The following is a 22,837-nucleotide window of genomic DNA, read 5'->3' as shown; positions in this document are numbered from 1 at the left end:
TATCGTTCGAAAATGACAGAAAATTTTCTTATCTGACATATATTTGTAAATTCATTTTCATCACGCGCACCCTTCGAGGTGCATCGCCCGTCCCATGAGCACCAACGTCGACACCAATGGCACCACCGTGGCCCAGCGCATTGCGCAGGCGCTGCCGCGGCTGACGCGTTCGCACCGCCAGGTCGCCGATTTCGTGCTGGAGCACCCGCTGCAGGTCGCCACGCTGCCGATCGACGAGCTCGCGGCCGCGGTGGGCGTGTCGGTGGCCACGGCCAACCGCTTTGCGCGGGCGCTGGACTTCGACGGCTACGCCACCTTCCGCGCCGAGCTCGTGCGCGGCTTCGAATCGCTGGTGGCGCCTGTGGAGCGGCTGCGCGGCAACCTGGAGCGTCCGACCACGGTGGCCGAGGTGTTCGCCACCGCGCTCGACGAGAGCCGGCGCAACATCGAGGCCACGCGCCAGTCGCTCGACTACGCCGCCTGCGAGGCCGCGGTGCAGCGCATCCTGAAGGCGCGCTCGGTCTACATCGGAGGCTTTGGCGCCAGCGCCTGGCTCGCGGGGCTGTTGCAGCACGGGCTCGACGGCAGCTGCAGCGACGTGCGGATGCTGTCCAGCGTCAGCGGCGTCACGCATGCGGCGCGCACGCTCACGCACGCCGGCCCGCAGGACCTGTTCGTCGGCCTGACCTTTCCGCGCTACCTCACCGACACGGTGGCGCTGGCGCAGATCGCCAAGGGCCAGGGCTGCGCCGTGCTGGCGCTGACCGACCGCCCGAGTTCGCCGCTGGCGCCGCTGGCCGACGTGGCGCTCTATTGCCAGACCGAAACCAGCTACCGGCCGAACTGCGAAACCAGCGTGCTCGCATTGATCGAGGCACTGACCAGCGCGGTGGCGCTGCGCGCGCCGCGCGCGGTGCAGTCCGCGAGCCGCATCCTGCAGGCGGTGCGGCCCTGGCTGCATGGCGCGCAGGGCCTGCCGCGGGCGGAAGTCTCCTCGGCACTGCCCGCCGGCGCGGCACCGGCCGGCGCCGCCAGGAAAAAGAAGAAAGCCTCCTCATGAAGAACAACAGCATCACGCCCGTCATCGCCATTCACGGCGGTGCCGGCACCATCAGCGCCGCCACCACCAGCGCGACCCAGGCGCAGGCCTACCACGACGCCTTGCGCAAGATCGTGCAGGCCGCGCAGGCGCAACTGCTCAAGGGCGCATCCGCGCTCGATGCCACCTGCCTCGCGGTCGAACTGCTCGAAGAGTGCCCGCTCTTCAACGCGGGCCACGGCGCGGTGTTCACACACGAGGAAACCCATGAACTCGATGCCGCCGTGATGGACGGCGCCACGCTCGCGGCCGGCGCCATTGCCGGCGTCTGCCACGTGCGCCGCCCGGTGCGTGCCGCGCGTGCCGTGCTGGAAGACGGCGCGCACGTGCTGCTGGCCGGCGCGGGCGCCGAAGCCTTCGCGCGCGAGCACGGCCTCGAAATGGTCGAGCCCTTCTTCTTCTCCACCGAGGCGCGCCGCCAGCAGCTCTACCGCGTGCGCGACACCGGCCGCGTGGTGACGGACCATGAAGGCGCGGCCATGACGCCGCCGCTCGACGAGGACAAGAAGTTCGGCACCGTGGGTGCGGTCGCGCTCGACATGCACGGCCACCTGGCCGCGGCCACCTCGACTGGCGGCATGACCAATAAGCGCGTCGGCCGCATCGGCGATTCGCCGCTGATCGGCGCCGGCACCTATGCAGACGACCGCACGGCCGCCGTCTCGTGTACCGGCAGCGGCGAAATGTTCATCCGCGTCGCCGCCGCCTACGACATCTGCGCGCGCATGGCCTACGGCGGCGCCACGCTCGAAGCCGCCACGCATGCCGTGGTGCACCAGTCGCTGCCCGCCATCGGCGGCACCGGCGGGCTGATCGCCATCGACCGCCACGGCAACCTGAGCCTCGCCTTCAACACCGAAGGCATGTACCGCGGCCACGCGCGCGGCGACGAGGCACCCGCAACAGCCATCTTCGCCTGACACGCACACGTTTTTTTTCGCACCATGTCCTCCCCTGCCCTCGCCCTGCCAGACGGCCGCGTTCTCGCCGTCGACGATCTCACCGTGCGCTTCTCGACCTCCGAGCGCACCGTCGATGCGGTCAAGAACCTTTCATTCCACGTCGACCATGGCGAAACGCTCGCGGTGGTGGGCGAGTCGGGCTCGGGCAAGTCGGTGACCTCGCTCGCGCTGATGCGGCTGGTGGAACACGGCGGCGGACGCATCCTGGGCGGACGCATGGCCTTTCGCCGCCGCAATGGCGAAGTGCTCGACCTCGCGCAGGCGCGCGACGCCGAGATGCGCAACATCCGCGGTGCCGACATCGCGATGATCTTCCAGGAGCCGATGACCTCGCTCAACCCGGTGTTCACCGCCGGAGATCAGATTGCCGAGGCCATCCGCATCCACCAGGGCAAGAGCAACGCGGCCGCACGCGCCGAGGCGCTGCGCATGCTGGAGCTGGTGCGCATTCCCGAAGCGCGCAACGTGCTCGACCGCTTTCCGCACCAGCTTTCGGGCGGCATGCGCCAGCGCGTGATGATCGCGATGGCGCTCTCGTGCAAGCCGCAGCTGCTGATTGCCGACGAGCCCACCACCGCGCTCGACGTGACCATCCAGGCGCAGATCCTCCAGCTCATCCGCGAGCTGCAGAAGGAGATGCGCATGGGCGTGCTCTTCATCACGCACGACATGGGCGTGGTGGCCGAGATTGCCGACCGTGTGCTCGTGATGTACCGCGGCGACAAGGTGGAAGCGGGCGGTTCCGATACCGTGTTCGCATCGCCGCAGCACCCCTACACCAAGGCGCTGCTGTCGGCCGTGCCCAAGCTCGGCGCGATGCAGGGCACCGACCTGCCCGCCAAGTTCGAGCTGCTGCGTACCGAGGGCACGCCCGAGACGGTGCCGAGCACAAGCACCACGCCGCAGAGCACCGTGCGCGAAGGCGCCGGCCCGATCCTGCGCGTGCGTGACCTCGTCACGCGCTTCGACGTGCGCAGCGGCCTGTTCGGCCGCGTGAAGCGCCGCGTGCACGCGGTGGAAAAGATCAGCTTCGACCTCTACCCCGGCGAGACGCTGGCGCTGGTCGGCGAATCGGGCTGCGGCAAGTCGACCACCGGCCGCTCGCTGCTGCGCCTGGTCGAGAGCCAGAGCGGCGCGATCGAGTTCGGCGGCCAGAACATCCGCGAGCTGCCCACGCGCGAGCTGCAGGCGCTGCGCCGCAACATCCAGTTCATCTTCCAGGACCCGTTCGCCTCGCTCGATCCGCGCGTGACGGTGGGCTTCTCGATCATGGAGCCGCTGCTCATCCACAACATCGCCAAGGGTGCCGAGGCGCAGCAGCGCGTCGACTGGCTGCTGCAGAAGGTCGGCCTGCCGCCCGAGGTGGCGCAGCGCTATCCGCACGAGTTCTCGGGTGGGCAGCGCCAGCGCATCGCGATTGCGCGCGCCCTCGCGCTCAACCCCAAGGTGGTGGTGGCGGACGAGTCGGTGTCGGCGCTCGACGTGTCGATCCAGGCGCAGATCGTCAACCTCATGCTCGACCTGCAGCGCGAGCTGGGCGTGGCCTTTCTTTTCATCTCGCACGACATGGCGGTGGTCGAGCGCATCAGCCACCGCGTGGCCGTGATGTACCTCGGGCAGATCGTCGAGATCGGCCCGCGCCGCGCCGTGTTCGAAGCACCGCAGCACGCCTACACCCGCAAGCTGATGGCCGCGGTGCCGGTGGCCGACCCGTCGCGCCGCCACAAACCGCGCGCGCTGCTCGAAGGCGAGATCCCGAGTCCGATCCGCGCCGTGGGCGACGAGCCCGACGTGCCGCCGCTGGTGCAGGTGGCGCCCGGCCACTTCGTGGCTCGGCACGCCATCGGCGGCGCCTTCTGAGCGCGCCGGCAGATTTTTTCAACCCGCAGGCCCTCCTGCTTTTTTCTCGAACCGACTGGAGTTTCTTTCCATGAAGCAATCTTCTTCCTCCCTGCGATGGGCATCGGCACTGCTGGGCCTGGCCGCTCTGGCGATGACTGGCACGGCGATGGCCGCGAAAGACGCGGTGCTGTCGATCGGCTACCAGCCCGAAACGCTGGACCCGTACAACACCAACACCACCATCACCACGGCCGTGACCAAGACCTTCTATGAAGGCCTGTTCCAGTTCGACAAGGACCTGAAGGTGCAGAACGTGCTGGCCGAGAGCTACGACGTGTCGAAGGACGGCCTGGTCTACACCATCAAGCTGCGCACCGGCGTCAAGTTCCACGACGGCACCGACTTCAACGCCGAAGCCGTGAAGTTCACGCTCGACCGCGTGCTGAACCAGGACAACAAGCTGCTGCGCTACAACCAGTTCAACCGCGTGAGCAAGGTCGAGGCACTCAACCCCACCACCGTGCGCATCACGCTGAAGGAGCCCTTCGGCCCCTTCATCAACTCGCTGGCGCACGCCTCGGCCGCGATGATCTCGCCCACCGCACTCAAGAAATGGGGCAACAAGGACATCGCCTTCCACCCCGTGGGTACCGGCCCCTTCGAATTCGTCGAATGGAAGCAGACCGAAGCCGTCAAGGCCAGGAAGTTCGACGGCTACTGGAAGAAGGGCTATCCGAAGATCGACAACCTGCAGTGGAAGCCGGTGCTCGAGAACAACACGCGCGCCGCCATGCTGCAGACCGGCGAGGCCGACTTCGCCTTTCCCATTCCCTACGAGCAGGCCGAGCTGCTGAAGAAGAGCGAGAAGCTCGAAGTGGTGGCCACGCCGTCGATCATCACGCGCTTCCTGGCCTTCAACATGCTGCAGAAGCCCTACGACAACCCGAAGGTGCGCGAAGCCATCGGCTATGCCATCAACAAGGAAGCGCTCGCCAAGGTCGCGTTCGGTGGCTATGCCTTCCCCGCGCAGGGCGTGGTGCCGCAGGGCGTGAAGTACGCCGAGAAGATGGCGCCCATTCCCTACGACGTGAAGAAGGCCAAGGAGCTGCTGAAGGAAGCCGGCTATCCGGACGGCTTCGAGTCGGTGCTGTGGAGCGCCTACAACAACACGACCAGCCAGAAGACCATCCAGTTCGTGCAGCAGCAGCTTGCGCAAGTGGGCATCAAGCTGCAGGTGCAGGCGCTCGAAGTGGGCCAGCGCGCCGAGATGGTCGACGCATGGCCCGATGCCAAGACGGCCAAGGTGCGCATGTACTACACGGGCTGGTCGTCGTCGACCGGTGAAGCCGACTGGGGCCTGCGTCCGTTGTTCGCCTCGGAAGCCTGGGCGCCCAAGCTCAACAACATGTCGTTCTACAAGAGCGAGGTGGTGGACAACGCGCTGGCCAAGGCGCTGGTCACGGTGGACGACAAGGAAAAGGCCGCGCTCTACAAGACCGCGCAGGAAGAAATCCGCAAGGACCTGCCGCGCGTGCCGCTGGTCACGGAGCAGAACCTGTCGGCGCACTCGAAGCGCCTGTCGGGTGTGTTCGTGATGCCTGACGGCAACATCAACATCGACGCTATTTCAGTGTCGAATTGATCGCCGGCTCCCTGTTTTCCTGACTGACTGTCCGACGGGCGATGGCATGCCGCCATCGCCCGCTCGCGACAACCGCACCCCATGCTGAATTACTTCCTCAAACGACTGTTGGGCCTGATCCCCACGCTGCTCATCGTGGCAGTGCTGGTGTTCCTGTTCGTCCACATGCTGCCCGGCGATCCGGCGCGCCTTGCCGCGGGCCAGGACGCCGACGAACAGACCATCGCCATGGTTCGCGCTGAGCTCGGCCTCGACAAGCCGCTGCCGCAGCAGTTCGTGAGCTTCTTCACCCACATGCTGCAGGGCGACTTCGGCACCTCGATCCGCACGCGGCGGCCGGTGTCGATGGAGATCGGCGAGCGCTTCTTCCCCACGGTGATGCTGACCATCACCAGCATGGTGTGGGCCGTGATCTTCGGCATGGGCATCGGCATCGTCTCTGCCGTGTTCCGCAACCAATGGCCTGACCGGCTCGGCATGACGCTGGCCGTGTCGGGCATCTCCTTTCCGGCATTTGCCCTGGGCATGCTGCTGATGCAGATCTTCTCGGTCCAGCTCGGATGGCTGCCCACGGTGGGCGCGAGCAGTTGGAAGCACTACATCCTGCCCTCGATCACGCTGGGCGCCGCGGTGGCCGCGGTGATGGCGCGCTTCACGCGCGCATCGTTCGTCGAGGTGATCCAGGAAGATTTCGTTCGCACCGCACGCGCCAAGGGCGTGCGCGAGCGCAGCGTCATCATCAAGCACTGCCTGCGCAACGCGCTGATCCCGGTGGTCACGATGATGGGCCTGCAGTTCGGCTTTTTGCTGGGCGGCTCGATCCTGGTCGAGGCGGTTTTCAACTGGCCGGGCCTCGGGCGCCTCCTGGTCGATGCCGTGCAGATGCGCGACTACCCCGTGATCCAGACGCTGGTGCTGCTGTTCTCGCTCGAATTCATCCTGATCAACCTGGTGGTGGACGTGCTGTACGGCTACATCAACCCCACCATCCGCTACAAGTGAGGCAGCCGACATGACGCAAGCTACCGGCACGACTGCCGAATCGATCGCGCCGCCCATCGTGGCGGTTCAAACCGCGGGCAAGGTCCGCACGCCCTGGGGCGAATGCTGGCGCCGCTTCAAGAAGCAGCCCGTGGGCATCGTCGCGGCGCTGTTCGTGCTGCTGCTGGTGTTCGTCGCGGTGTTCGCGCCGTGGATCGTGCCCTTCGACGCGGAGAACTTCTTCGACTACGACATGCTGAACACCGGGCCTTCGGCCACGCACTGGTTCGGCGTCGATCCGCTGGGGCGCGACATCTTCAGCCGCATCCTGATGGGTGCGCGCATTTCGCTGATGGCGGGTTTTCTCTCGGTGCTGGTGGGCGGCTTCATCGGCACGGCCTTCGGCCTGCTCGCGGGCTACTACGAAGGCTGGTGGGACCGCATCGTGATGCGCATCTCCGACGTGCTCTTTGCCTTCCCCGGCATTCTTCTGGCGCTCGGCGTGGTCGCCATCCTCGGCAGCAGCATGACCAACGTGGTGGTGGCGGTGTCGGTGTTCAGCGTGCCGGCCTTCGCGCGCCTGGTGCGCGGCAACACGCTGGTGCTCAAGCAGCAGACCTACATCGAGGCCGAGCGCAGCATCGGCGCGTCGGACTGGACCATCATCGTGCGGCACATCCTGCCGGGCACCATCTCGTCGATCGTGGTGTACTTTTCGATGCGCGTGGGCACGTCGATCATCACGGCGGCCAGCCTCTCGTTCCTGGGCATGGGCGCGCAGCCGCCCACGCCCGAATGGGGCGCGATGCTCAGCGAAGCCCGCGCCGACATGGTGACATCGCCGCACGTGGCGCTGTTCCCGAGCCTGGCCATCTTCTTCACCGTGCTGGCGTTCAACCTGCTGGGCGATGCACTGCGCGACGCGCTCGATCCGAAGATCGACCGCGAATAACCCATTCATTTGATGCCAGCGAACTCCCTGCCCTACATCGGCACCCTGCTGCAAGGCGCGCGCAACGCCATCACCGACGTCGAAGGCGTCACGGTCGGCCACCAGACGCTCGATGACGGCGGCGTGCAGACTGGCGTGACGGTGATCCGTCCGCACGCGGGCGATCCGTTCCGCGACAAGGTGCCGGCCGCCGCCGTGGTGCTCAACGGCTTCGGCAAGAGCGTGGGGCTGGTGCAGTTGGCAGAGCTCGGCGTGCTGGAGACGCCGATCGCGCTGACCAACACTTTCTCGGTCAGCACGGTGGCGACGGCACAGATCCGCCATTGCATTGCTTCCAACCCCGAGAGCGGCCGGTCGCTGCCGACGGTGAACCCGCTGGTCTTCGAGTGCAACGACGGCTTTCTCAACGACATCCAGCGGCTGGCCGTGACCGAGGCGGACTACCTGCGCGCGCTCGAGAGTGCCGGCGCCGACTTTGCGCAGGGCTCGGTCGGCGCGGGGCGCGGCATGTCGAGCTTCCAGCTCAAGGGCGGCATCGGCAGCGCCTCGCGCCGCGTCTCGGCGCCCGGGGGCGAGCTGCACACCGTGGGCACGCTGGTGCTCGCGAACTACGGGCGCCAGCCGCAACTGGTGCTGGCCGGGCATCCGGTCGGCGAGCGGCTGGCCGCGCACAGCACGCGCGAATCCAAGGAGCCCGAGAAGGGCTCGATCATCATCGTCGTCGCCACCGATGCACCGCTCGACGCGCGCCAGCTGCGCCGCCTCGCGCTGCGCGCGGGCGCGGGGCTGGCGCGCACCGGCTCGGTCTTCGGGCATGGCAGCGGCGACATCGTGCTGGCCTTTTCGACCGCCTACACCGTGCCCGACCACGTCGACCGCCCGATGCCGGCGATCGCGATGCTGCACGACGGATTGCTCGACGGCCTCTTCCAGGCCGCGGCTGACAGCACCGAGCAGGCGATCCTGCATGCGCTCTGGCGCGCCACGGCCGTGACCGGCCGCGATGGCCATCACCGGGCGGCGCTGTCGGAATTGCTGTCGCCTTCTTCCCTTCTTTCTTCTTCCTTCGCGCAACCGCACTCCCTCCCATGAAAGTCCTGATCTCCACCGACATCGAAGGCGTGGCGGGCGTCTACCACCACGAGCAGGCGCGGCCCGGCAACCCCGAGTACGAGCGCGCTCGCCTGCTGATGGCGCACGAGGCCAACGCGGCCATTGCCGGTGCCTTCGAGGCCGGTGCCAGCGAGGTGCTGGTCAACGATTCGCACGGCGGCTTTCGCAACATGCCGCCCGACGTGCTCGATGCGCGCGCCCGCGTGGTGCAGGGCAAGCCGCGCTACCTGAGCATGGTGGCCGGCGTGGAAGAAGAAGGCGTGGAAGCGGTCTGCATGGTGGGCTACCACTCGCGCGCCCAGGGCCGCGGCATCCTCGCCCACACCATCAACAGCTTTGCCTTTGCGGGCATCCGGCTCGGCGAGCAGGAACTGGGCGAAGCCGGGCTCTACGGTGCGCTGGCCGGCGAATACGGCGTGCCGGTGGTGATGGCCAGCGGGGACGACGTGTTCATTGCCGAGAACCGGGCGCTCTTTCCGCACGCGACCTTTGTGCAGACCAAGCGTGCCACGGGGTTCAGCAGCGGCGTGTCGCTCTCGCCCGAGCAGTCGCGCGCGGCCATCCGGGCCGGCGTGGCTGAGGCGCTGGCTGCGCGCGGCAATGCGAGGCCGTTGGTGTTCGAGGGGCCGCAGGTGGTCACGCTGCGTACGCAGTCGCCGATGATGGCGGATCTGTTCTGCCAATGGCCTTCGTTCGAGCGCGTCGACGGTGTCACGCTGCGGTTTTCTGCTGAGACGGTGGAGGCGGCGGTGCGGATGCTGAACTGCTGTTCGGCGATGTCTTCTATGTTGCGGTGAGTTTTTTGGGTTCCGGGGCCGGGTCTCGCCCCGGCGGGCGACTCACTTTCTTTTGCTTCGCCAAAAGAAAGTAAGCAAAGAAAAGGCGACCCTGCTGTCTGCGTCCCTCCGCTTCGCTGCGGGCAACCTGCGGTGCTCGATTACGGCGGGGGTCCGCAGAACTCGCTCCACTGCGTTCCGCTCAAACAGCTGCGGCCCTGATCCCGCCTCCATCTGCGCTCCTCGGCGCATACAGAAGGGGTGGGAGCGGGCAGCCTTCGCTTCGCTCGGCCCCAATACCAAACCCAACAGCCAATCCCAACCACCGCGGCGCTGCGCGCCGCGGTGGCTTGGTGGCCGAGCGAAGCAAAGGCCCGTGTGGTTTGCCCTCCCCTCTGTATGCGCCGAGGAGCGCAGCGTTTCGCGGATCAGGGCTCGCCCTTGTCTGAGCGAAGCGAGTTTGGGCGAGACCCCGCGAAACGCGAGCACCGCAGGTTGCCCCGTAGCGAAGCGAAGGGGTCGCAGACAGTGGGGTCGCCTTTTCTTTGGCTACTTTCTTTTGGCGAAGCAAAAGAAAGTAGCTCGCCCGCCGGGGCGAGACCCGGCCCCGGAACTCAAAAAAACCAGCCCCAAAAAACCCTCCCGCCCTTATCCAGAATAAGCATCCAACCGCCCGCAAACCCGCATGGGCACTGGAGAATAAGCTTATCCGCATAAAGCCCGAACCAAAAAATAGTTTGCTTCCATAAGGCCCGGTTTCAGAATCTCCGCTTCTTGCTGGGGCGCCCCGTTGTACGTGCGGCACCGCACTTCTTCAAGATCACACGCACGATGTACCAATACACAGAATTCGATCGCCAGTTCGTCCACCAACGGGCTGCCCAGTTCAGAGACCAGCTCGAGCGCTGGCAAAAGGGCCGCCTGCACGAAGACGAGTTCCGCCCCCTGCGGCTGCAAAACGGCTGGTACGTGCAGCGCTACGCGCCGATGCTGCGCGTGGCCGTGCCCTACGGCGAGCTTTCCAGCCGCCAGCTGCGCGTGCTGGCCCGCATCGCCCGCGAGTACGACGAGCCCGAAGCCGAGGTCTACCGCAAGGCCATCGAGACGCAGGGCCTGCTCGGCAGCCACAAGCTCCCCACGCACTACGCCCACTTCTCGACGCGCCAGAACGTCCAGTACAACTGGATCCCGCTTGCCAAGTCAGCCGACGTGATGGACCTGCTGGCCTCGGTCGACATGCACGGCATCCAGACCAGCGGCAACTGCATCCGCAACATCACGAGCGACGAGCGCGCCGGCATCGCGGTCGACGAGATCGCCGACCCGCGCCCGTTCGCGGAGATCATGCGCCAGTGGAGCACGCTGCACCCTGAATTCGCCTTCCTGCCGCGCAAGTTCAAGATCGCGATCACCGGCGCAGCCGAAGACCGCGCCGCCACCGGCTGGCACGACGTGGGCCTGCACGTGGTGAAGAACGAAGCTGGCGACATCGGCTTCCGCGTGCAGGTGGGCGGCGGCATGGGCCGCACGCCGATCATCGGCACCGTGCTGCGCGAGTTCCTGCCCTGGCAGCAGATCATGAATTACCTCGAAGCGGTGATCCGGGTCTACAACCGCTATGGCCGCCGCGACAACATCTACAAGGCGCGCATCAAGATCCTGGTGAAGGCCGAAGGCCAGCGCTACATCGATGACGTCGAGGCCGAGTACAAGCAGATCATCGAGCACGACGGCGCGCCGCACACCATCACGCAGGAAGAGTACGACCGCGTGGCCGCCTCCTTCGTGCCGCCGACGCTCGCCACCCGCGTGCTGCAAAGCGCCGAGAAGACCGACGCCGAGCTGCGTGCCCACGCCGCCGACGACGTGATGTTCGCGCGCTGGCTGGCCCGCAACGTGGCCGCGCACAAGAACCCCGCGCTGCGCGCCGTCACGCTGTCGTTCAAGCGCCTGAAGCAGGCGCCCGGCGATGCCTCGGCCGACCAGCTCGACACGCTCGCCGAACTGGCCGACCGCTTCTCGGCCGGCGAAGCCCGCGTCACGCACGACCAGAACATCGTGCTGCCCTGGGTGCATGCCGAAGACCTGCACGCGCTGTGGCTCGCCGCCCGCGCGGCCGGCTTTGCCAGCGCCAACGTGCACCTCTTGACCGACATGATCGCCTGCCCCGGCGGCGACTTCTGCGCGCTGGCCAATGCGCGCTCCATCCCCATTGCCGAAGCCATCACCGAGCGCTATCAAGACCTCGACGAGCTCGACGACCTGGGCGAGATCGACCTGCACATCAGCGGCTGCATCAACTCCTGCGGGCACCACCACAGCGGCCACATCGGTATCCTGGGCGTCGACAAGGACGGCAAGGAGTGGTACCAGGTCACCCTCGGCGGCTCCGACGGCTCGGCCCTCAGCGGCGCGCCGCAGGCCGGCAAGGTGGTCGGCCCCTCGTTCTCGGCGGCCGAAGTGCCGGGCGTGATCGAGGCCGTGCTCACCACCTACCGCGACACCCGCGAAGGCGGCGAGACCTTCATCGACACGCTGCGCCGAGTCGGCCACGACCCATTCAAGGCCGCGGCCAACGGTGCGCGCTTCAAGGTGGAGGAAGCAGCATGAACAGGCGCCTCAACATCCTTGCCGCCGAAGAGCACGTCGACGACGGCGACCCGAAGGTGCTGCAGTTGCCCAACGATGCCGATCCGCTCGCCATCGAGGTGTGCCTGGAAGACATCGAGCGCATCGACCTGAGCTTTCCGAAGTTCACCGACGGCCGCGCCTACAGCCAGGCCTTCCTGCTGCGCCGCCGGCTCGGCTTCAAGGGCGACATCCGCGCCACCGGCGACGTGCTGATCGACCAGCTGGTGCAGATGGAACGCACCGGCTTCTCGAGCGCCGTGCTGAAGGAAGGCGTGGACGCCACCGACGCACAGCGCCAGTTCGACCGTTTCTCGGCCTTCTACCAGGGCGATGCGGTAAAACCCGCACCGCACTTCGCGGCCGGCACCTGAGCCCGCACGGAACCATCGACATGAGCATTGCCACGGACATCGACTTCGCACGCATCAACGCCGAACTCGGCCGCAACGCCGAGGGCCTGGTGGACTGGGCCGTCGGCCTGGGCCAGCGCGCGATCGTCACCACCAATTTCCGCCCGTTCGAGGCGGTGATCCTGCACATGGTCACGCGCGCCAAGCGCGACGTTCCCGTGGTCTGGATGGACAACGGCTACAACACCGAGGCCACCTACCGCTTTGCCGACGAGGTGACCAGGCAGCTGGGCCTGGATCTTCACATCTACCTGCCGCGCCGTTCGCGTGCACATCGCGAAGCGGTGGAAGGCCCGACCCCAGCGCTCGACGATCCGCGCCACGCCGCCTTCACGGAAGAGGTGAAGCTCGAGCCCTTTGCCCGCGCACTGCGCGAGACGGCGCCACAGGTCTGGTTCACCGCGCTCCGGGCCACCGACACGGCCGTGCGCGCGCAGATGGACCCGGTCAGCGTCAATCCGGACGGATTGATCAAGGTCGCGCCGCTCCTGCACTGGTCGTCCAAGGACCTGTACACGTACTGCGAAGCGCATGGCCTGCCCAACAACTTCGACTACGTGGACCCGACCAAGGGCGAAGACAACCGCGAGTGCGGATTGCACCTCTCGCACTGAGCGCCGACGCCTTACCGATCCTCTGCATTCAGCACCCATCCCGATGAACGCCCGTACCGAAACCGAACTGCTGCTGCCGCCCATGCACTCTCCCGCGCGCCTGTCCAACACCCATCTCGATGCGCTGGAAGAGGAAACCGTCTTCATCCTGCGCGAAGTGGCGGCCGCCTTCGAGCGCCCCACCCTGCTGTTCTCGGGCGGCAAGGATTCGCTGGTGCTGCTCAAGTGCGCGGAAAAGGCCTTCGGCGCCGGCCGCATTCCGTATCCGCTGCTGATGATCGACACGGGCCACAACTTCCCCGAAGTGACGGCCTACCGCGACCAGCGTGCGAAGGAACTGGGCGCCGAGCTCATCGTGCGCAGCGTCGAAGATTCGATGAAGCGCGGCACCGTGCGCCTCGCGCACCCCGGCGAATCGCGCAATGCGCACCAGTCGGTCACGCTGCTCGAGGCCATTGAAGAATTCCGCTTCGACGCGCTGATCGGCGGCGCCCGCCGCGACGAAGAGAAAGCACGCGCCAAGGAGCGCATCTTTTCGCACCGCGACAGCTTCGGCCAATGGCAGCCCAAGGACCAGCGCCCCGAACTGTGGACGCTGTTCAACACCCGCCTCGCACCGGGCGAACACTTCCGCGTGTTCCCGATCTCGAACTGGACCGAGCTCGACGTGTGGCAATACATCGAGCGCGAGCACGTCGGCCTGCCGTCGATCTACTACACGCACAAGCGCCAAGTGGTCGAGCGCCGCGGCCTGCTGGTGCCCGTGACCGAGCTCACCCCGCCGCGCGACGGCGAAACCGTGCAGGTGCGCGACGTGCGCTTTCGCACCGTGGGCGACATCACGACCACCTGCCCGGTCGAGAGCCTGGCGGCCGATGCGGGCGACGTGGTGCTCGAGACGCTGAGCGTCGACGTCAGCGAGCGCGGCGCGACGCGGATGGACGACATGACTTCGGAAGCTTCGATGGAGAAGCGCAAAAAAGACGGGTATTTCTGATGAGCACGACAACGGCAACCCTTGACAACCCCGCCCTCCACGGCGACACCGGCACCGCCCTGCGCTTCATCACCTGCGGCTCGGTCGACGACGGCAAGAGCACGCTGATCGGCCGCCTGCTGGTCGACAGCAAGACCGTGCTGCAGGATCAGCTCGCCGGCGTGCAGCGCGGCGGCGAAACCGACCTGGCCCTCCTGACCGACGGCCTCTCGGCCGAGCGCGAACAGGGCATCACGATCGACGTGGCCTACCGCTACTTCTCGACCGCCAAGCGCAAGTTCATCATCGGCGACGCGCCGGGCCATGAGCAGTACACCCGCAACATGGTCACGGCAGCCTCGGCCGCCGATGCCGCCGTGGTGCTGGTCGATGCCACCAAGCTGGCCTGGGCCGCCGAAGTGGAAGACGGCACCGTGGTCAAGCGCGAGCTGCTGCCGCAGACGCGCCGCCACACGCTGCTGGCCCACCTGCTGCGCGTGCAGTCGGTGGTGTTCGCGGTCAACAAGCTCGACGCCATCGACGACGCCGGCCTGGCCTTCGAACGCATCTCGACCGCGCTGAACGCCTTTGCCGAAGCGGCCGGCGTGCAGGTGGCGGCCATCGTGCCGATCTCGGCGCTCAAGGGCTGGAACGTGGCCACGCGCCACGCCGACTGGGTCGGCTACGAGGGCCCGAGCCTGCTCGAACTGCTCGAGGAACTGCCGGTCACCGCGCAGGATGAGGATGTGCCCTTCGCCTTCCCGGTGCAGTGGGTCGAGAAGTTCTCGGCCTCGGCCGACACCTCGCAGGGCCGCCGTGTGTTCTGGGGCCGCGTGGCTTCCGGTCATGTGGAACCGGGCCAGCGCGTGACCGTGCTGCCGAGCAACCAGACCGCCACGGTCGCGCAGGTGCTGAGCCATACGCGGCAACCGAAGGTGGTGCATGCGGGCCACAGCGCCGGCATCGTGCTCGACCGCGAGGTCGACGTCTCGCGCGGCGATTGGCTGCTGGCGCCCGGCGCCTTCGAGCCGGTGCGCGAGATCACCGCCACCGTGGCCTGGCTCGACGACGAGCCGCTGGTCGCGGGCCGCGTCTACTGGGCGCTGCAGGGCCACCGCTGGGTCAAGGCCAAGGTGGCGCGCATCGTCGACCGGGTGAACATCACCACGCTCGAGTCCGAGCCCGCAACGCAGCTGGAAGCCAATTCCATCGGCGACGTGGTGCTTTCGCTGCAGCAGCCGCTGGCCGTGCTGCCCTTCACGCAATCGCGCGCCCTGGGCTCGCTGGTGCTGGTCGATACGGCCTCCCACAAGACCGCTGCCGCCGTGCTCGTGCAGCCTGCCGCCGCAAAGGCCTAAAATCTGGGGTTTTCCCCGACCTCACACTGACGTTAGAAGACAAATGACCCACGTCGTCTCCGAAGCCTGCATCCGCTGCAAATACACCGACTGCGTGGACGTATGCCCCGTGGATTGCTTCCGCGAAGGCCCCAACATGCTGGTGATCGACCCCGACGAGTGCATCGACTGCGCGGTCTGCATCCCCGAGTGCCCGGTCAATGCGATCTATGCCGAGGAAGACCTCCCGGCCAACCAGATCGCATTCATCAAGCTCAACGCCGAACTCGCGGTGGCCGATGGCTGGAAGAGCATCACCAAGCGCAAGCCGGCGCTGCCCGACGCCGAAGAGTGGAAAGACAAGACCGACAAGGTCGGCGAACTGGTCCGTTGAACCCCGAAGGCCGAGCCCCCATCGAAACCGGCGCGCTCATCATCGGCGCCGGTCCGGTCGGGCTGTTCCAGGCCTTCCAGCTCGGCCTGCTCGAGATCTCCTGCCACATCGTCGATGCACTGCCCGCCGCGGGCGGCCAGTGCGTGGCGCTCTACGGCGGCAAGCCGATCTACGACATTCCGGGCACGCCCGTCACCAGCGGAAGCGAGCTCGCGCAATCGCTGCTCAAGCAGGTCGAACCCTTCAAGCCCCAATTCCATTTTGGCGAACAGGTGGCCACGCTCGAAAGGCAGGCCGACGGGCGGCTGCTCTTGACAACCTCGGCCGGCACGGCTTTCCTCGCCAGGACGGTGTTCATCGCGGCCGGTGTGGGTGCCTTCGTGCCCAAGCGCATCGCGGTCGAAGGCATTGCGCAGTTCGAAGGCCGCTCGCTTTTCTACCACCCCGATTCGCTGGACCGCTTTGCCGGGCAGGCGGTGGTGGTGAATGGCGGCGACGACGTGGCGCTGGAAACCGCCATCGCGCTCACGGCCATTGCAAGGCAGGTCACGCTGGTCCACCGGCGCGACGGCTTCCAGGCCGGCGAGGCGCTGGTCGCTTCGATGCGCGCGCTGGTCGCCGAAGGCAAGCTCGCGTTCAAGGTCGGCCAGCCCACCGCTTTCGACGGCAGGCAGCTGCAGATCACCACGCCCGACGCGACCACGGCCGACCTGCTGCTCGACGCGCTGATCGCCTGCCTGGGCATCTCCCCGCGCCTCGGCCCCATTGCCGACTGGGGCCTGGAACTGGAGCGCAAGCAGGTGCCGGTCGACACCGAGAAGTACGAAACCCGCGAGCGCGGCGTGTTCGCGGTGGGCGACATCAACACCTATCCGGGCAAGAAGAAGCTCATCGTCTGCGGCTTCCACGAAGCCACGCTGGCGGCCTGGGGTGCGACCGCCATCGTGTTCCCGGGCAAGGCGATTCCGCTGCAGTACACGACCACCAGCACGCGGCTGCACGAACTGCTGGGCGTGGCTACTTCGCGCTAGGCAGCAGCGCGCGGTATTCGCCGGTGAAGCGGCCGATGGCGGCGGCGAATCGGTCGATGTCCGCGTCGGTCAGCGGCAAAGACAGCACAATGAAGCCGCGCGGCGAGGCGTAGATGCCTTCGCTCAGCAGGTGGAAGAACAGCAGCTGCCGCAGCCGCCCGTCGACCGCCGCCAGGTCGTCCACGCACCGCACCTCCCCACGCACGAAATGTGCGTTCATCAGCGAGCCGACGCCGGTGAACTGCATGGCCACGCCCTCCTTTGCACACAGCGCGTTGAGCCGCGCACGCATCGCCTCGCCGCGCTCGGCCAGCGCGCCGGCCGCCTCGGACGTGAACAGCTTCGTGAGGCCCGCGTACCCGGCCGCCATGGTCATCACGTTGTTGTTGAAGGTGCCCGAATGGGAGAGCGGCCCGGTGCGCGGATCGAACTGCGCCATCACGTCCGAACGCCCGCCGAAGGCGCCGAACGACATGCCGCCGCCGATGTACTTGCCGAGCGTGGTGAGGTCCGACCGGATGCCCAGCTTGTTGGCAAGGCCGTTCGGTGCAAGGCGCGAGGTCATGACCTCGTCGAAGACCAGCAGCGCGCCCACCTTCGTCGCGCCATCGCGAAGTGTCTGCAGAAAGCCGGGGCGCGCCGGAATGCAGCCGCTCGCACCCTGCATCGGCTCGACCAGGACCGCGGCGATCTCCGGCCCGTGCTTCTCGATCTGCTCGCCCGCAGCCTGGGCGTCGTTGTAGGGCAGCACCAGGAAGTCGAAGGGCACGGTGGTCGGCAGCGGCTTGGCGCCGAAGCCGAGCACGCCGCCGTGGTAGCCGCCCGAGAACACCACGATCTTTCGCCGTCCCGTGAAGTGCAGCGCCGCCGTGAGCGCCATCAGGTTGGCCTCGGTGCCCGAATTGGTGAAGCGCAGTTGCTCGATCTGCGGAAAGCGCTCGCAGATGGTCTTGGCGAGCCTTCCTTCGAGCAGGTTGTGGCCCGTGAGGTTGATGCCGCCCTGCATCGCCTCGATGACCGCATCGCGGATCTCGGGTGCCGAGTGGCCGTAGACCCCGGCCGTGTACTCGGCGATGAAGTCGGCATAGCGGTGCCCGTCGGCGTCCCAGAGCGCCGCGCCCTCGCCCTTGGCGATGGTGAGCGGAAACGGTGCATAGAACAGCACCGAGCGGCTGTTGGCACCCGGCATGTAGCGCGCCTGCGCCTCGAACTGGCGCTGGCTGGCCGGGTTGGCGTCGGTGAAGCGCTGGAAGGCCTGGGCAAGGGACTGATCGATTGCGGAATCGCTCATGGAACACATCCTCGAAGTGGCGGCACGCAGGTTGCCATATCCGGACCATCATCCATGGTTTGGAGGCTGGGCGCACAGGCTCGTACAATAGTTCCCGCTTTGCGCCACGGCGCGGAGCACCACCGCTAGGGGTGTCGAACCGGGATCCGTTCCGGGGCTGACTGAGAGAGTCCCTTTGAACCTGACTGAGGTAATCCTCGCGCAGGGAAGCTGGTCCGGCGGCCTGTCGCGTTGTCTCGCGCGATGGCTCCACCGCCGGAGCCTCGCCCACCTGCCAAACCTTTTGCACTGGAGCAACTGGATGGCACACGACAACAAACTTTCTTCCGCCAACGAGGCGCTCGTGCCCTTGCCCGCGTCGCAGCGCGTGTTCGGCTGGCACGACCACGCATCGCTCTGGTTCAGCCTGGGCGTGGGGCTGCTGGTGATGCAGATCGGCGCCTACCTGGTGCCGGCGGTGGGCACGCGCGACGCGGCCATCGCGATCGTGCTGGGCTCGCTGCTCGGCGCGGGCCTGCTGGCCTGGACCGCGCGGCTCGGCTGCGAGAGCGGCCTGGCGAGCGCCGGGCTGATGCACGCCACCTACGGCAGCGCGTTCGCACGGCTGCCGGTGCTGCTCAACATCGTGCAGCTGGTGGGCTGGACCACCTTCGAGCTCGTCATCATGCGCGAGGGCACGCAGGCGATCGGCCAACAGGCCTTCGGCCTGGCGCTCGGCGGACCGCTGGGCGGTGCTCTCACCACGCTGCTCTGGGGCGCGGTGCTGCTGGCGCTTCTGGCGGGCTCCATGGTGAAGCTGGTGCGGCGCTTCGTGAGCCGCTTCGGCCTGCCGCTGGTGGTGCTTTCTCTGCTCTGGCTGACATGGCAGTTCGCGACCCGCCTGCAAGCCAAGGGACTCGACGCCTTCTGGGCGCGCCCCGGCAACGGCGGCATGGGCATGTTCAGCGCGCTCGACCTGGTGATTGCCATGCCGGTCTCGTGGCTGCCGCTGGTGGCCGACTACGCGCGCCATGGCAAGCGCAGCGCGGGCGGCCTCGGCAGCGCCTTCAGCGGCACCTGGATCGGCTACGCGCTGGCCAACGTCTGGTGCTATGCGCTCGGCGTGATGGTGGTGAGCGTGGCCGAACCGGGCACCGGCCTGGTCACCGCCCTGCTGCTCGCCCAAGGCGGCCTGGTGGCGCTGGGCCTGATCCTGATCGACGAACTCGACAACGCGTACGGCGACGTGTACTCGGGCTCGGTGTCCACCCACAGCCTGCTGCCGCGCTGGAGCGTGCGGCGCTGGGGCCTCCTGCTCGCGGCGCTGTGCACCGCGCTCGCGCTGGTGCTGCCGATGCACACGCTCGAGCCGTTCCTGCTGATGCTGAGTTCGGTGTTCGTGCCGCTCTACGGCGTGATCCTGGGGCGGCTGGGCACGGGCCAGGCGGTCTTGTCGGTGGGCACGCGCCGGGTCGACCTGGGCGCGGCGCTGATCTGGATTGCGGGCATCGCGGCCTACCATGCGCTCGCCAAGTGGGCGCCGCAGTTCGGCTCGGCACTGCCGACGCTGGCCGCGACCTTCCTGCTGGCCTGGGCCAGCCGGCCCAAGGCTACGCCGACGGCGGCAGGCGGTGCGTCGGCACTGGCGCAAAACCGTGGTTGAGCGGACCGTGTCCCGCACCGGTCTTCACATGCGCACCGGCGGCCATCGCGCCGAGGATGTAGGCGCGCGCGCTCTCGACGGCCTCGGGCAGCGCGAGCCCCAGCGCCAGGTGCGCGGCAATGGCGGACGACAGCGTGCAGCCCGTGCCATGCAGGTTGCGGCTCGCGATGCGCTGCGAGGCCAGCCGCTTGCGAGTGCCGTCGGACTGCAGCAGCACGTCGACCACCTCGTCGCCCGGCAGGTGGCCGCCCTTGAGCAGCACGGCCTGCGCGCCGAGCGCCAGCAGTTCGCTGGCCGCGTCGTCGAGCGCGTCGATGCCGCCGATCGCATGGCCGATCAGCAAGGCCGCTTCGTCGAGGTTGGGCGTGACCACCACGGCGCGCGGAAACAGCTCGCGCACCAGCACCTGCACGGTCTCGGAGGCGATCAGGCGGTCGCCGCTGGTGGCGACCATCACCGGGTCCAGCACCACGTTGGGCAGCCGGTAGTGATCGATGGCCCAGGCCACCACCTCGACCACCTCGGGCGCATGCAGCATGCCGAGCTTGACCGCATCCACGCCGATGTCCTCGACCACCGCCTGGATCTGCGCCTTGAGGAAAGCCGGCGGCACGCCATGGATGCCCGACACGCCGAGCGTGTTCTGCGCAGTGAGCGCCGTGATGGCCGTCATGCCATAGCAGCCGAGCGCCGCAAAGGTCTTCAGGTCGGCCTGGATGCCGGCACCACCGCCGCTGTCGGAGCCGGCGATGGAGAGCACGCGTGCATAGCGCAGGGGCGCCTGGGGCGCGTCGGAAAGTGCTTGGGTCATGCTGAAAATTATCGGCGACTGGCCCTGCCTTGCTCCCTCCCCTTCCGGGGGAGGGCTGGGGTGGGGGCGCGCGGCGCATCCACGGGGCGCTCTGGTGGCCCCCATCCCCACCCTCCCCCGGCGGGGGAAGGAGCAAAGCCATGAGCCTCCCCTTCCAATCGGCCGCCATCCTCGGCGCCGGCCTCATGGGCCGGCTGCTCGCGGTCACGCTGGCGCGGGCCGGCTGCAAGGTCGAGCTGTTCGAAGCGGGCAGCCCTGAGGCCGAAGGCGCCGCCGCACGCGTGGCGGCCGCCATGCTCGCGCCGCTGGCCGAATCGGCCGTGGCGCCGGTGCCGGTCGTGCGCATGGGGCAGTACGCGCTGAGCCGCTGGCCCGAGCTGCTGGCACCGCTGGCGCAGCCCGTGTTCTTCCAGCGCGAAGGCACGCTGGTGCTGTGGCACCGTCAGGACGCCGCCGAGGCCGCGCGGCTCGCGCGCGTGCTGGCGCGCACCGGCACGCAGGTGCCCGAGCTCGCTCCGATGGAGACGCTCGACGGCAGCGGCATTGCCGCGCTGCAGCCGTCGCTCGGCCAGCGTTTCGCGCAAGGCTTGTTCCTTCCGGGCGAAGGCCAGCTCGACAACCGTGCGCTGCTCGCTTCGCTGCTTGCCACACTCCAGGCCAGCCCCGGCGCGAAACTGCATTGGCAGTCGCCACGCGAACCCGGCGATTTTTCTCCAGGCAGGCCGGGCCAGCCCGACTGGGTGATCGACTGCCGCGGCCTCGGCGCCAAGCCGCAGTGGACCGCGCTGCGCGGCGTGCGCGGCGAAGTCGTCCGCGTGCATGCGCCCGAGGTGAGGCTGCAGCGGCCCACGCGGCTGGTGCATCCGCGCTATCCGCTCTACATCGCACCCAAGCCCGGCAGCGTGTTCGTGATCGGTGCGACCGAGATCGAATCGGACGACATGTCGCCCGCCAGCGTGCGCTCCACGCTCGAACTGCTGAGCGCGGCCTACGCGGTGCACAGCGGCTTCGCCGAAGCCCGCATCCTCGAGATCGCGACCCAATGCCGGCCCACGCTGCCCGACAACCTGCCCGCCATCCGCCAGCCGCAGCCGCGCGTGCTGCAGATCAACGGCCTGTACCGCCATGGCTTCATGATCGCGCCCGCCGTGCTCGACGCCGCCATGGAGCTGCTCGCGCACGGCCGCTCTGCGCTCGCGCAGAAGCTCGGCCTGGAGACATCCGAAGCATGACGATGAATGTCCTGATCAACGACAAGCCCTACACGCTGCCGGACGGCGCCACCGTGGTCGACGCGCTGGCGGCACTCGATGCCGTGCCGCCGTTCGCGGTGGCCGTGAACCGCGAATTCGTGCCGCGCTCCACCCATGCGGCGCGCGCGCTGCAGCCCGAAGACCGCATCGAAGTGATCCGCCCCGTGACCGGCGGCTGAACAAGCACCCACAGAGATGGAGACAACACGCACCATGACGACCGCATCTGCAATTCCGGACAACGATCCGCTGGTTCTCTACGGCCAGACCTTCCAGAGCCGCCTGCTGCTGGGCACCGCGCGCTATCCCTCGCCGGACCTGCTCGAAGCCGCGGTGAAGCGCGCCAGGCCCGCCATGCTGACGGCCTCGCTGCGCCGCCAGTCCGCCAGCCCCGGCGCGGGCGACAGCGGCAACGGCTTCTGGGAGCTGCTGCGCCGGCTCGCGGTGCCGGTGCTGCCCAACACCGCCGGCTGCCACAGCGTGCAGGAAGTGATCGCCACCGCGCAGATGGCGCGCGAGCTCTTCGACACGCCGTGGATCAAGCTCGAGCTGATCGGCGACGACTACACGCTGCAGCCCGACACGCTGAACCTCGTCGATGCCGCATCGCAGCTGATCCGTGACGGTTTCCAGGTGCTGCCCTACTGCACCGAGGACCTCGTGCTGTGCCAGCGGCTGGTCGACGTCGGCTGCCAGGCCGTGATGCCCTGGGCGGCGCCCATCGGCACCGGCCGCGGGCCGGTCAATCCCTACGCGCTGCAACTGCTGCGCGAGCGGCTCAACGTGCCGATGCTGGTCGATGCGGGACTGGGCCTGCCCTCGCATGCCTGCCAGGTCATGGAATGGGGCTACGACGGCGTGCTGCTCAACACCGCCGTGGCGCTGGCGCAAGACCCGGTGTCGATGGCCGGCGCCTTCGCCGACGCCGTGCAGGCCGGCCGCGCCGCCCACCGCGCCGGTGCCATGGCCGCGCAAGACTCGGCACAGCCCAGCACGCCGGTGCTCGGCACGCCCTTCTGGCATCACGCACCATGAGCGCCGCGCCGGGCCGCCCCAAGCAAGCTCGCACCGCAGTGCGAA

21 protein-coding genes and 1 riboswitch are annotated in these 22,837 nt (G+C 67.8%); of the genes, 19 read left to right on the top strand and 2 right to left on the bottom strand.

Going from position 1 to position 22,837, the window contains the following annotated elements; translation table 11 throughout:
• The first annotated feature begins 94 nt into the window (after positions 1 to 94).
• The 15 genes from RZE77_RS13240 (at position 95) to RZE77_RS13170 (ending at position 16,760) form a co-directional block, all read left to right on the top strand.
• Complete coding sequence (locus tag RZE77_RS13240; RefSeq protein ID WP_319442216.1) at positions 95 to 1,060, top strand: MurR/RpiR family transcriptional regulator; 966 nt, start codon at positions 95 to 97, stop codon at positions 1,058 to 1,060.
• Positions 1,057 to 2,019 carry an isoaspartyl peptidase/L-asparaginase family protein gene (locus RZE77_RS13235; protein ID WP_319442215.1) on the top strand — a complete coding sequence of 321 codons (963 nt, stop codon included), beginning with the start codon at positions 1,057 to 1,059 and terminating at the stop codon, positions 2,017 to 2,019. The genes RZE77_RS13240 and RZE77_RS13235 overlap by 4 nt, the downstream gene beginning before the upstream one ends.
• A 24-nt stretch (positions 2,020 to 2,043) precedes the next feature.
• Positions 2,044 to 3,921, top strand: coding sequence for a dipeptide ABC transporter ATP-binding protein (locus RZE77_RS13230; protein WP_319442214.1), 1,878 nt, complete (start codon positions 2,044 to 2,046; stop codon positions 3,919 to 3,921).
• Between the two features lie 70 nt (positions 3,922 to 3,991).
• The gene (gene gsiB / locus RZE77_RS13225; protein WP_319442213.1) at positions 3,992 to 5,545 is read left to right on the top strand and encodes a glutathione ABC transporter substrate-binding protein GsiB; all 1,554 of its coding nucleotides are present in this window, start codon (positions 3,992 to 3,994) and stop codon (positions 5,543 to 5,545) included.
• 81 nt (positions 5,546 to 5,626) lie between these two features.
• Positions 5,627 to 6,547 (top strand): glutathione ABC transporter permease GsiC, encoded by a 921-nt coding sequence (gene gsiC, locus RZE77_RS13220; protein ID WP_319442212.1) that lies wholly within the window; start codon positions 5,627 to 5,629, stop codon positions 6,545 to 6,547.
• Positions 6,548 to 6,557: 10 nt separating this feature from the next.
• Positions 6,558 to 7,478, top strand: coding sequence for a glutathione ABC transporter permease GsiD (gsiD, locus tag RZE77_RS13215; RefSeq protein WP_319442211.1), 921 nt, complete (start codon positions 6,558 to 6,560; stop codon positions 7,476 to 7,478).
• Between the two features lie 12 nt (positions 7,479 to 7,490).
• Positions 7,491 to 8,570: a P1 family peptidase gene (locus RZE77_RS13210; protein ID WP_319442210.1), complete on the top strand. Its 1,080-nt coding sequence runs from the start codon at positions 7,491 to 7,493 to the stop codon at positions 8,568 to 8,570.
• Complete coding sequence (locus RZE77_RS13205) at positions 8,567 to 9,388, top strand: M55 family metallopeptidase (RefSeq protein ID WP_319442209.1); 822 nt, start codon at positions 8,567 to 8,569, stop codon at positions 9,386 to 9,388. Before RZE77_RS13210 ends, RZE77_RS13205 begins: the two co-directional genes overlap by 4 nt.
• An 810-nt stretch (positions 9,389 to 10,198) precedes the next feature.
• Positions 10,199 to 11,977 carry a nitrite/sulfite reductase gene (locus RZE77_RS13200; protein ID WP_319442208.1) on the top strand — a complete coding sequence of 593 codons (1,779 nt, stop codon included), beginning with the start codon at positions 10,199 to 10,201 and terminating at the stop codon, positions 11,975 to 11,977.
• Positions 11,974 to 12,369, top strand: a complete 396-nt coding sequence (locus tag RZE77_RS13195; RefSeq protein ID WP_319432368.1) for a DUF934 domain-containing protein — start codon at positions 11,974 to 11,976, stop codon at positions 12,367 to 12,369. Before RZE77_RS13200 ends, RZE77_RS13195 begins: the two co-directional genes overlap by 4 nt.
• Before the next feature lie 20 nt (positions 12,370 to 12,389).
• On the top strand, positions 12,390 to 13,022 hold the full coding sequence (locus RZE77_RS13190; RefSeq protein WP_319442207.1) for a phosphoadenosine phosphosulfate reductase domain-containing protein: 633 nt from the start codon (positions 12,390 to 12,392) through the stop codon (positions 13,020 to 13,022).
• Between the two features lie 43 nt (positions 13,023 to 13,065).
• Positions 13,066 to 14,019: a sulfate adenylyltransferase subunit CysD gene (gene cysD, locus RZE77_RS13185; RefSeq protein WP_319442206.1), complete on the top strand. Its 954-nt coding sequence runs from the start codon at positions 13,066 to 13,068 to the stop codon at positions 14,017 to 14,019.
• Complete coding sequence (locus RZE77_RS13180) at positions 14,019 to 15,356, top strand: sulfate adenylyltransferase subunit 1 (protein ID WP_319442205.1); 1,338 nt, start codon at positions 14,019 to 14,021, stop codon at positions 15,354 to 15,356. Before cysD ends, RZE77_RS13180 begins: the two co-directional genes overlap by 1 nt.
• 43 nt (positions 15,357 to 15,399) lie before the next feature.
• Positions 15,400 to 15,729, top strand: coding sequence for a ferredoxin FdxA (gene fdxA, locus RZE77_RS13175; protein WP_012747513.1), 330 nt, complete (start codon positions 15,400 to 15,402; stop codon positions 15,727 to 15,729).
• A complete protein-coding gene (locus tag RZE77_RS13170) occupies positions 15,726 to 16,760 on the top strand; it encodes an NAD(P)/FAD-dependent oxidoreductase (protein WP_319442204.1) in 1,035 nt (344 codons plus the stop codon). Before fdxA ends, RZE77_RS13170 begins: the two co-directional genes overlap by 4 nt.
• Here RZE77_RS13170 and RZE77_RS13165 read toward each other — a convergent pair.
• Positions 16,747 to 18,051: an aspartate aminotransferase family protein gene (locus RZE77_RS13165; RefSeq protein WP_319442203.1), complete on the bottom strand. Its 1,305-nt coding sequence runs from the start codon at positions 18,049 to 18,051 to the stop codon at positions 16,747 to 16,749. The genes RZE77_RS13170 and RZE77_RS13165 overlap by 14 nt on opposite strands.
• 117 nt (positions 18,052 to 18,168) lie before the next feature.
• Positions 18,169 to 18,276: riboswitch (TPP riboswitch) on the top strand.
• Between the two features lie 76 nt (positions 18,277 to 18,352).
• Here RZE77_RS13165 and RZE77_RS13160 point away from each other — a divergent pair.
• Positions 18,353 to 19,693 (top strand): purine-cytosine permease family protein, encoded by a 1,341-nt coding sequence (locus tag RZE77_RS13160; RefSeq protein WP_319442202.1) that lies wholly within the window; start codon positions 18,353 to 18,355, stop codon positions 19,691 to 19,693.
• Here the strand turns inward: RZE77_RS13160 and thiD are convergent.
• Entirely contained in the window at positions 19,641 to 20,504 is an 864-nt protein-coding gene (gene thiD, locus RZE77_RS13155; RefSeq protein ID WP_319442201.1) for a bifunctional hydroxymethylpyrimidine kinase/phosphomethylpyrimidine kinase, read from the bottom strand. The genes RZE77_RS13160 and thiD overlap by 53 nt on opposite strands.
• A 140-nt stretch (positions 20,505 to 20,644) precedes the next feature.
• On the opposite strand from thiD, the gene RZE77_RS13150 reads away from it, so the two are divergent.
• Genes RZE77_RS13150 through RZE77_RS13140 form a run of 3 tightly spaced genes read left to right on the top strand, consistent with a single transcriptional unit; the run spans position 20,645 to position 22,792 of the window.
• Positions 20,645 to 21,736, top strand: coding sequence for an FAD-dependent oxidoreductase (locus tag RZE77_RS13150; RefSeq protein ID WP_319442200.1), 1,092 nt, complete (start codon positions 20,645 to 20,647; stop codon positions 21,734 to 21,736).
• Positions 21,733 to 21,936, top strand: a complete 204-nt coding sequence (gene thiS / locus RZE77_RS13145; protein WP_319442199.1) for a sulfur carrier protein ThiS — start codon at positions 21,733 to 21,735, stop codon at positions 21,934 to 21,936. Before RZE77_RS13150 ends, thiS begins: the two co-directional genes overlap by 4 nt.
• A 34-nt stretch (positions 21,937 to 21,970) precedes the next feature.
• Positions 21,971 to 22,792, top strand: coding sequence for a thiazole synthase (locus RZE77_RS13140; RefSeq protein ID WP_405547534.1), 822 nt, complete (start codon positions 21,971 to 21,973; stop codon positions 22,790 to 22,792).
• Positions 22,793 to 22,837: the final 45 nt, after the last annotated feature.

The sequence above is a fragment of the Variovorax sp. SPNA7 genome, assembly GCF_033807855.1.
GTDB classification, from domain to species: domain Bacteria; phylum Pseudomonadota; class Gammaproteobacteria; order Burkholderiales; family Burkholderiaceae_C; genus Variovorax; species Variovorax beijingensis.
The sequence above is the reverse complement of the archived record's forward strand: the minus strand, read 5'-3'. Positions and strand labels throughout refer to the sequence as shown.

Bases quoted from the DNA above. Each gene is read 5' to 3' on its own strand.
- RZE77_RS13240 (WP_319442216.1), top strand. From the start codon at position 95: ATGAGCACCAACGTCGACACCAATGGCACCACCGTGGCCCAGCGCATT.
- RZE77_RS13235 (WP_319442215.1), top strand. From the start codon at position 1,057: ATGAAGAACAACAGCATCACGCCCGTCATCGCCATTCACGGCGGTGCC.
- RZE77_RS13230 (WP_319442214.1), top strand. From the start codon at position 2,044: ATGTCCTCCCCTGCCCTCGCCCTGCCAGACGGCCGCGTTCTCGCCGTC.
- gsiB (WP_319442213.1), top strand. From the start codon at position 3,992: ATGAAGCAATCTTCTTCCTCCCTGCGATGGGCATCGGCACTGCTGGGC.
- gsiC (WP_319442212.1), top strand. From the start codon at position 5,627: ATGCTGAATTACTTCCTCAAACGACTGTTGGGCCTGATCCCCACGCTG.
- gsiD (WP_319442211.1), top strand. From the start codon at position 6,558: ATGACGCAAGCTACCGGCACGACTGCCGAATCGATCGCGCCGCCCATC.
- RZE77_RS13210 (WP_319442210.1), top strand. From the start codon at position 7,491: ATGCCAGCGAACTCCCTGCCCTACATCGGCACCCTGCTGCAAGGCGCG.
- RZE77_RS13205 (WP_319442209.1), top strand. From the start codon at position 8,567: ATGAAAGTCCTGATCTCCACCGACATCGAAGGCGTGGCGGGCGTCTAC.
- RZE77_RS13200 (WP_319442208.1), top strand. From the start codon at position 10,199: ATGTACCAATACACAGAATTCGATCGCCAGTTCGTCCACCAACGGGCT.
- RZE77_RS13195 (WP_319432368.1), top strand. From the start codon at position 11,974: ATGAACAGGCGCCTCAACATCCTTGCCGCCGAAGAGCACGTCGACGAC.
- RZE77_RS13190 (WP_319442207.1), top strand. From the start codon at position 12,390: ATGAGCATTGCCACGGACATCGACTTCGCACGCATCAACGCCGAACTC.
- cysD (WP_319442206.1), top strand. From the start codon at position 13,066: ATGAACGCCCGTACCGAAACCGAACTGCTGCTGCCGCCCATGCACTCT.
- RZE77_RS13180 (WP_319442205.1), top strand. From the start codon at position 14,019: ATGAGCACGACAACGGCAACCCTTGACAACCCCGCCCTCCACGGCGAC.
- fdxA (WP_012747513.1), top strand. From the start codon at position 15,400: ATGACCCACGTCGTCTCCGAAGCCTGCATCCGCTGCAAATACACCGAC.
- RZE77_RS13165 (WP_319442203.1), bottom strand. From the start codon at position 18,051: ATGAGCGATTCCGCAATCGATCAGTCCCTTGCCCAGGCCTTCCAGCGC.
- RZE77_RS13160 (WP_319442202.1), top strand. From the start codon at position 18,353: ATGGCACACGACAACAAACTTTCTTCCGCCAACGAGGCGCTCGTGCCC.
- thiD (WP_319442201.1), bottom strand. From the start codon at position 20,504: ATGACCCAAGCACTTTCCGACGCGCCCCAGGCGCCCCTGCGCTATGCA.
- RZE77_RS13150 (WP_319442200.1), top strand. From the start codon at position 20,645: ATGAGCCTCCCCTTCCAATCGGCCGCCATCCTCGGCGCCGGCCTCATG.
- thiS (WP_319442199.1), top strand. From the start codon at position 21,733: ATGACGATGAATGTCCTGATCAACGACAAGCCCTACACGCTGCCGGAC.
- RZE77_RS13140 (WP_405547534.1), top strand. From the start codon at position 21,971: ATGACGACCGCATCTGCAATTCCGGACAACGATCCGCTGGTTCTCTAC.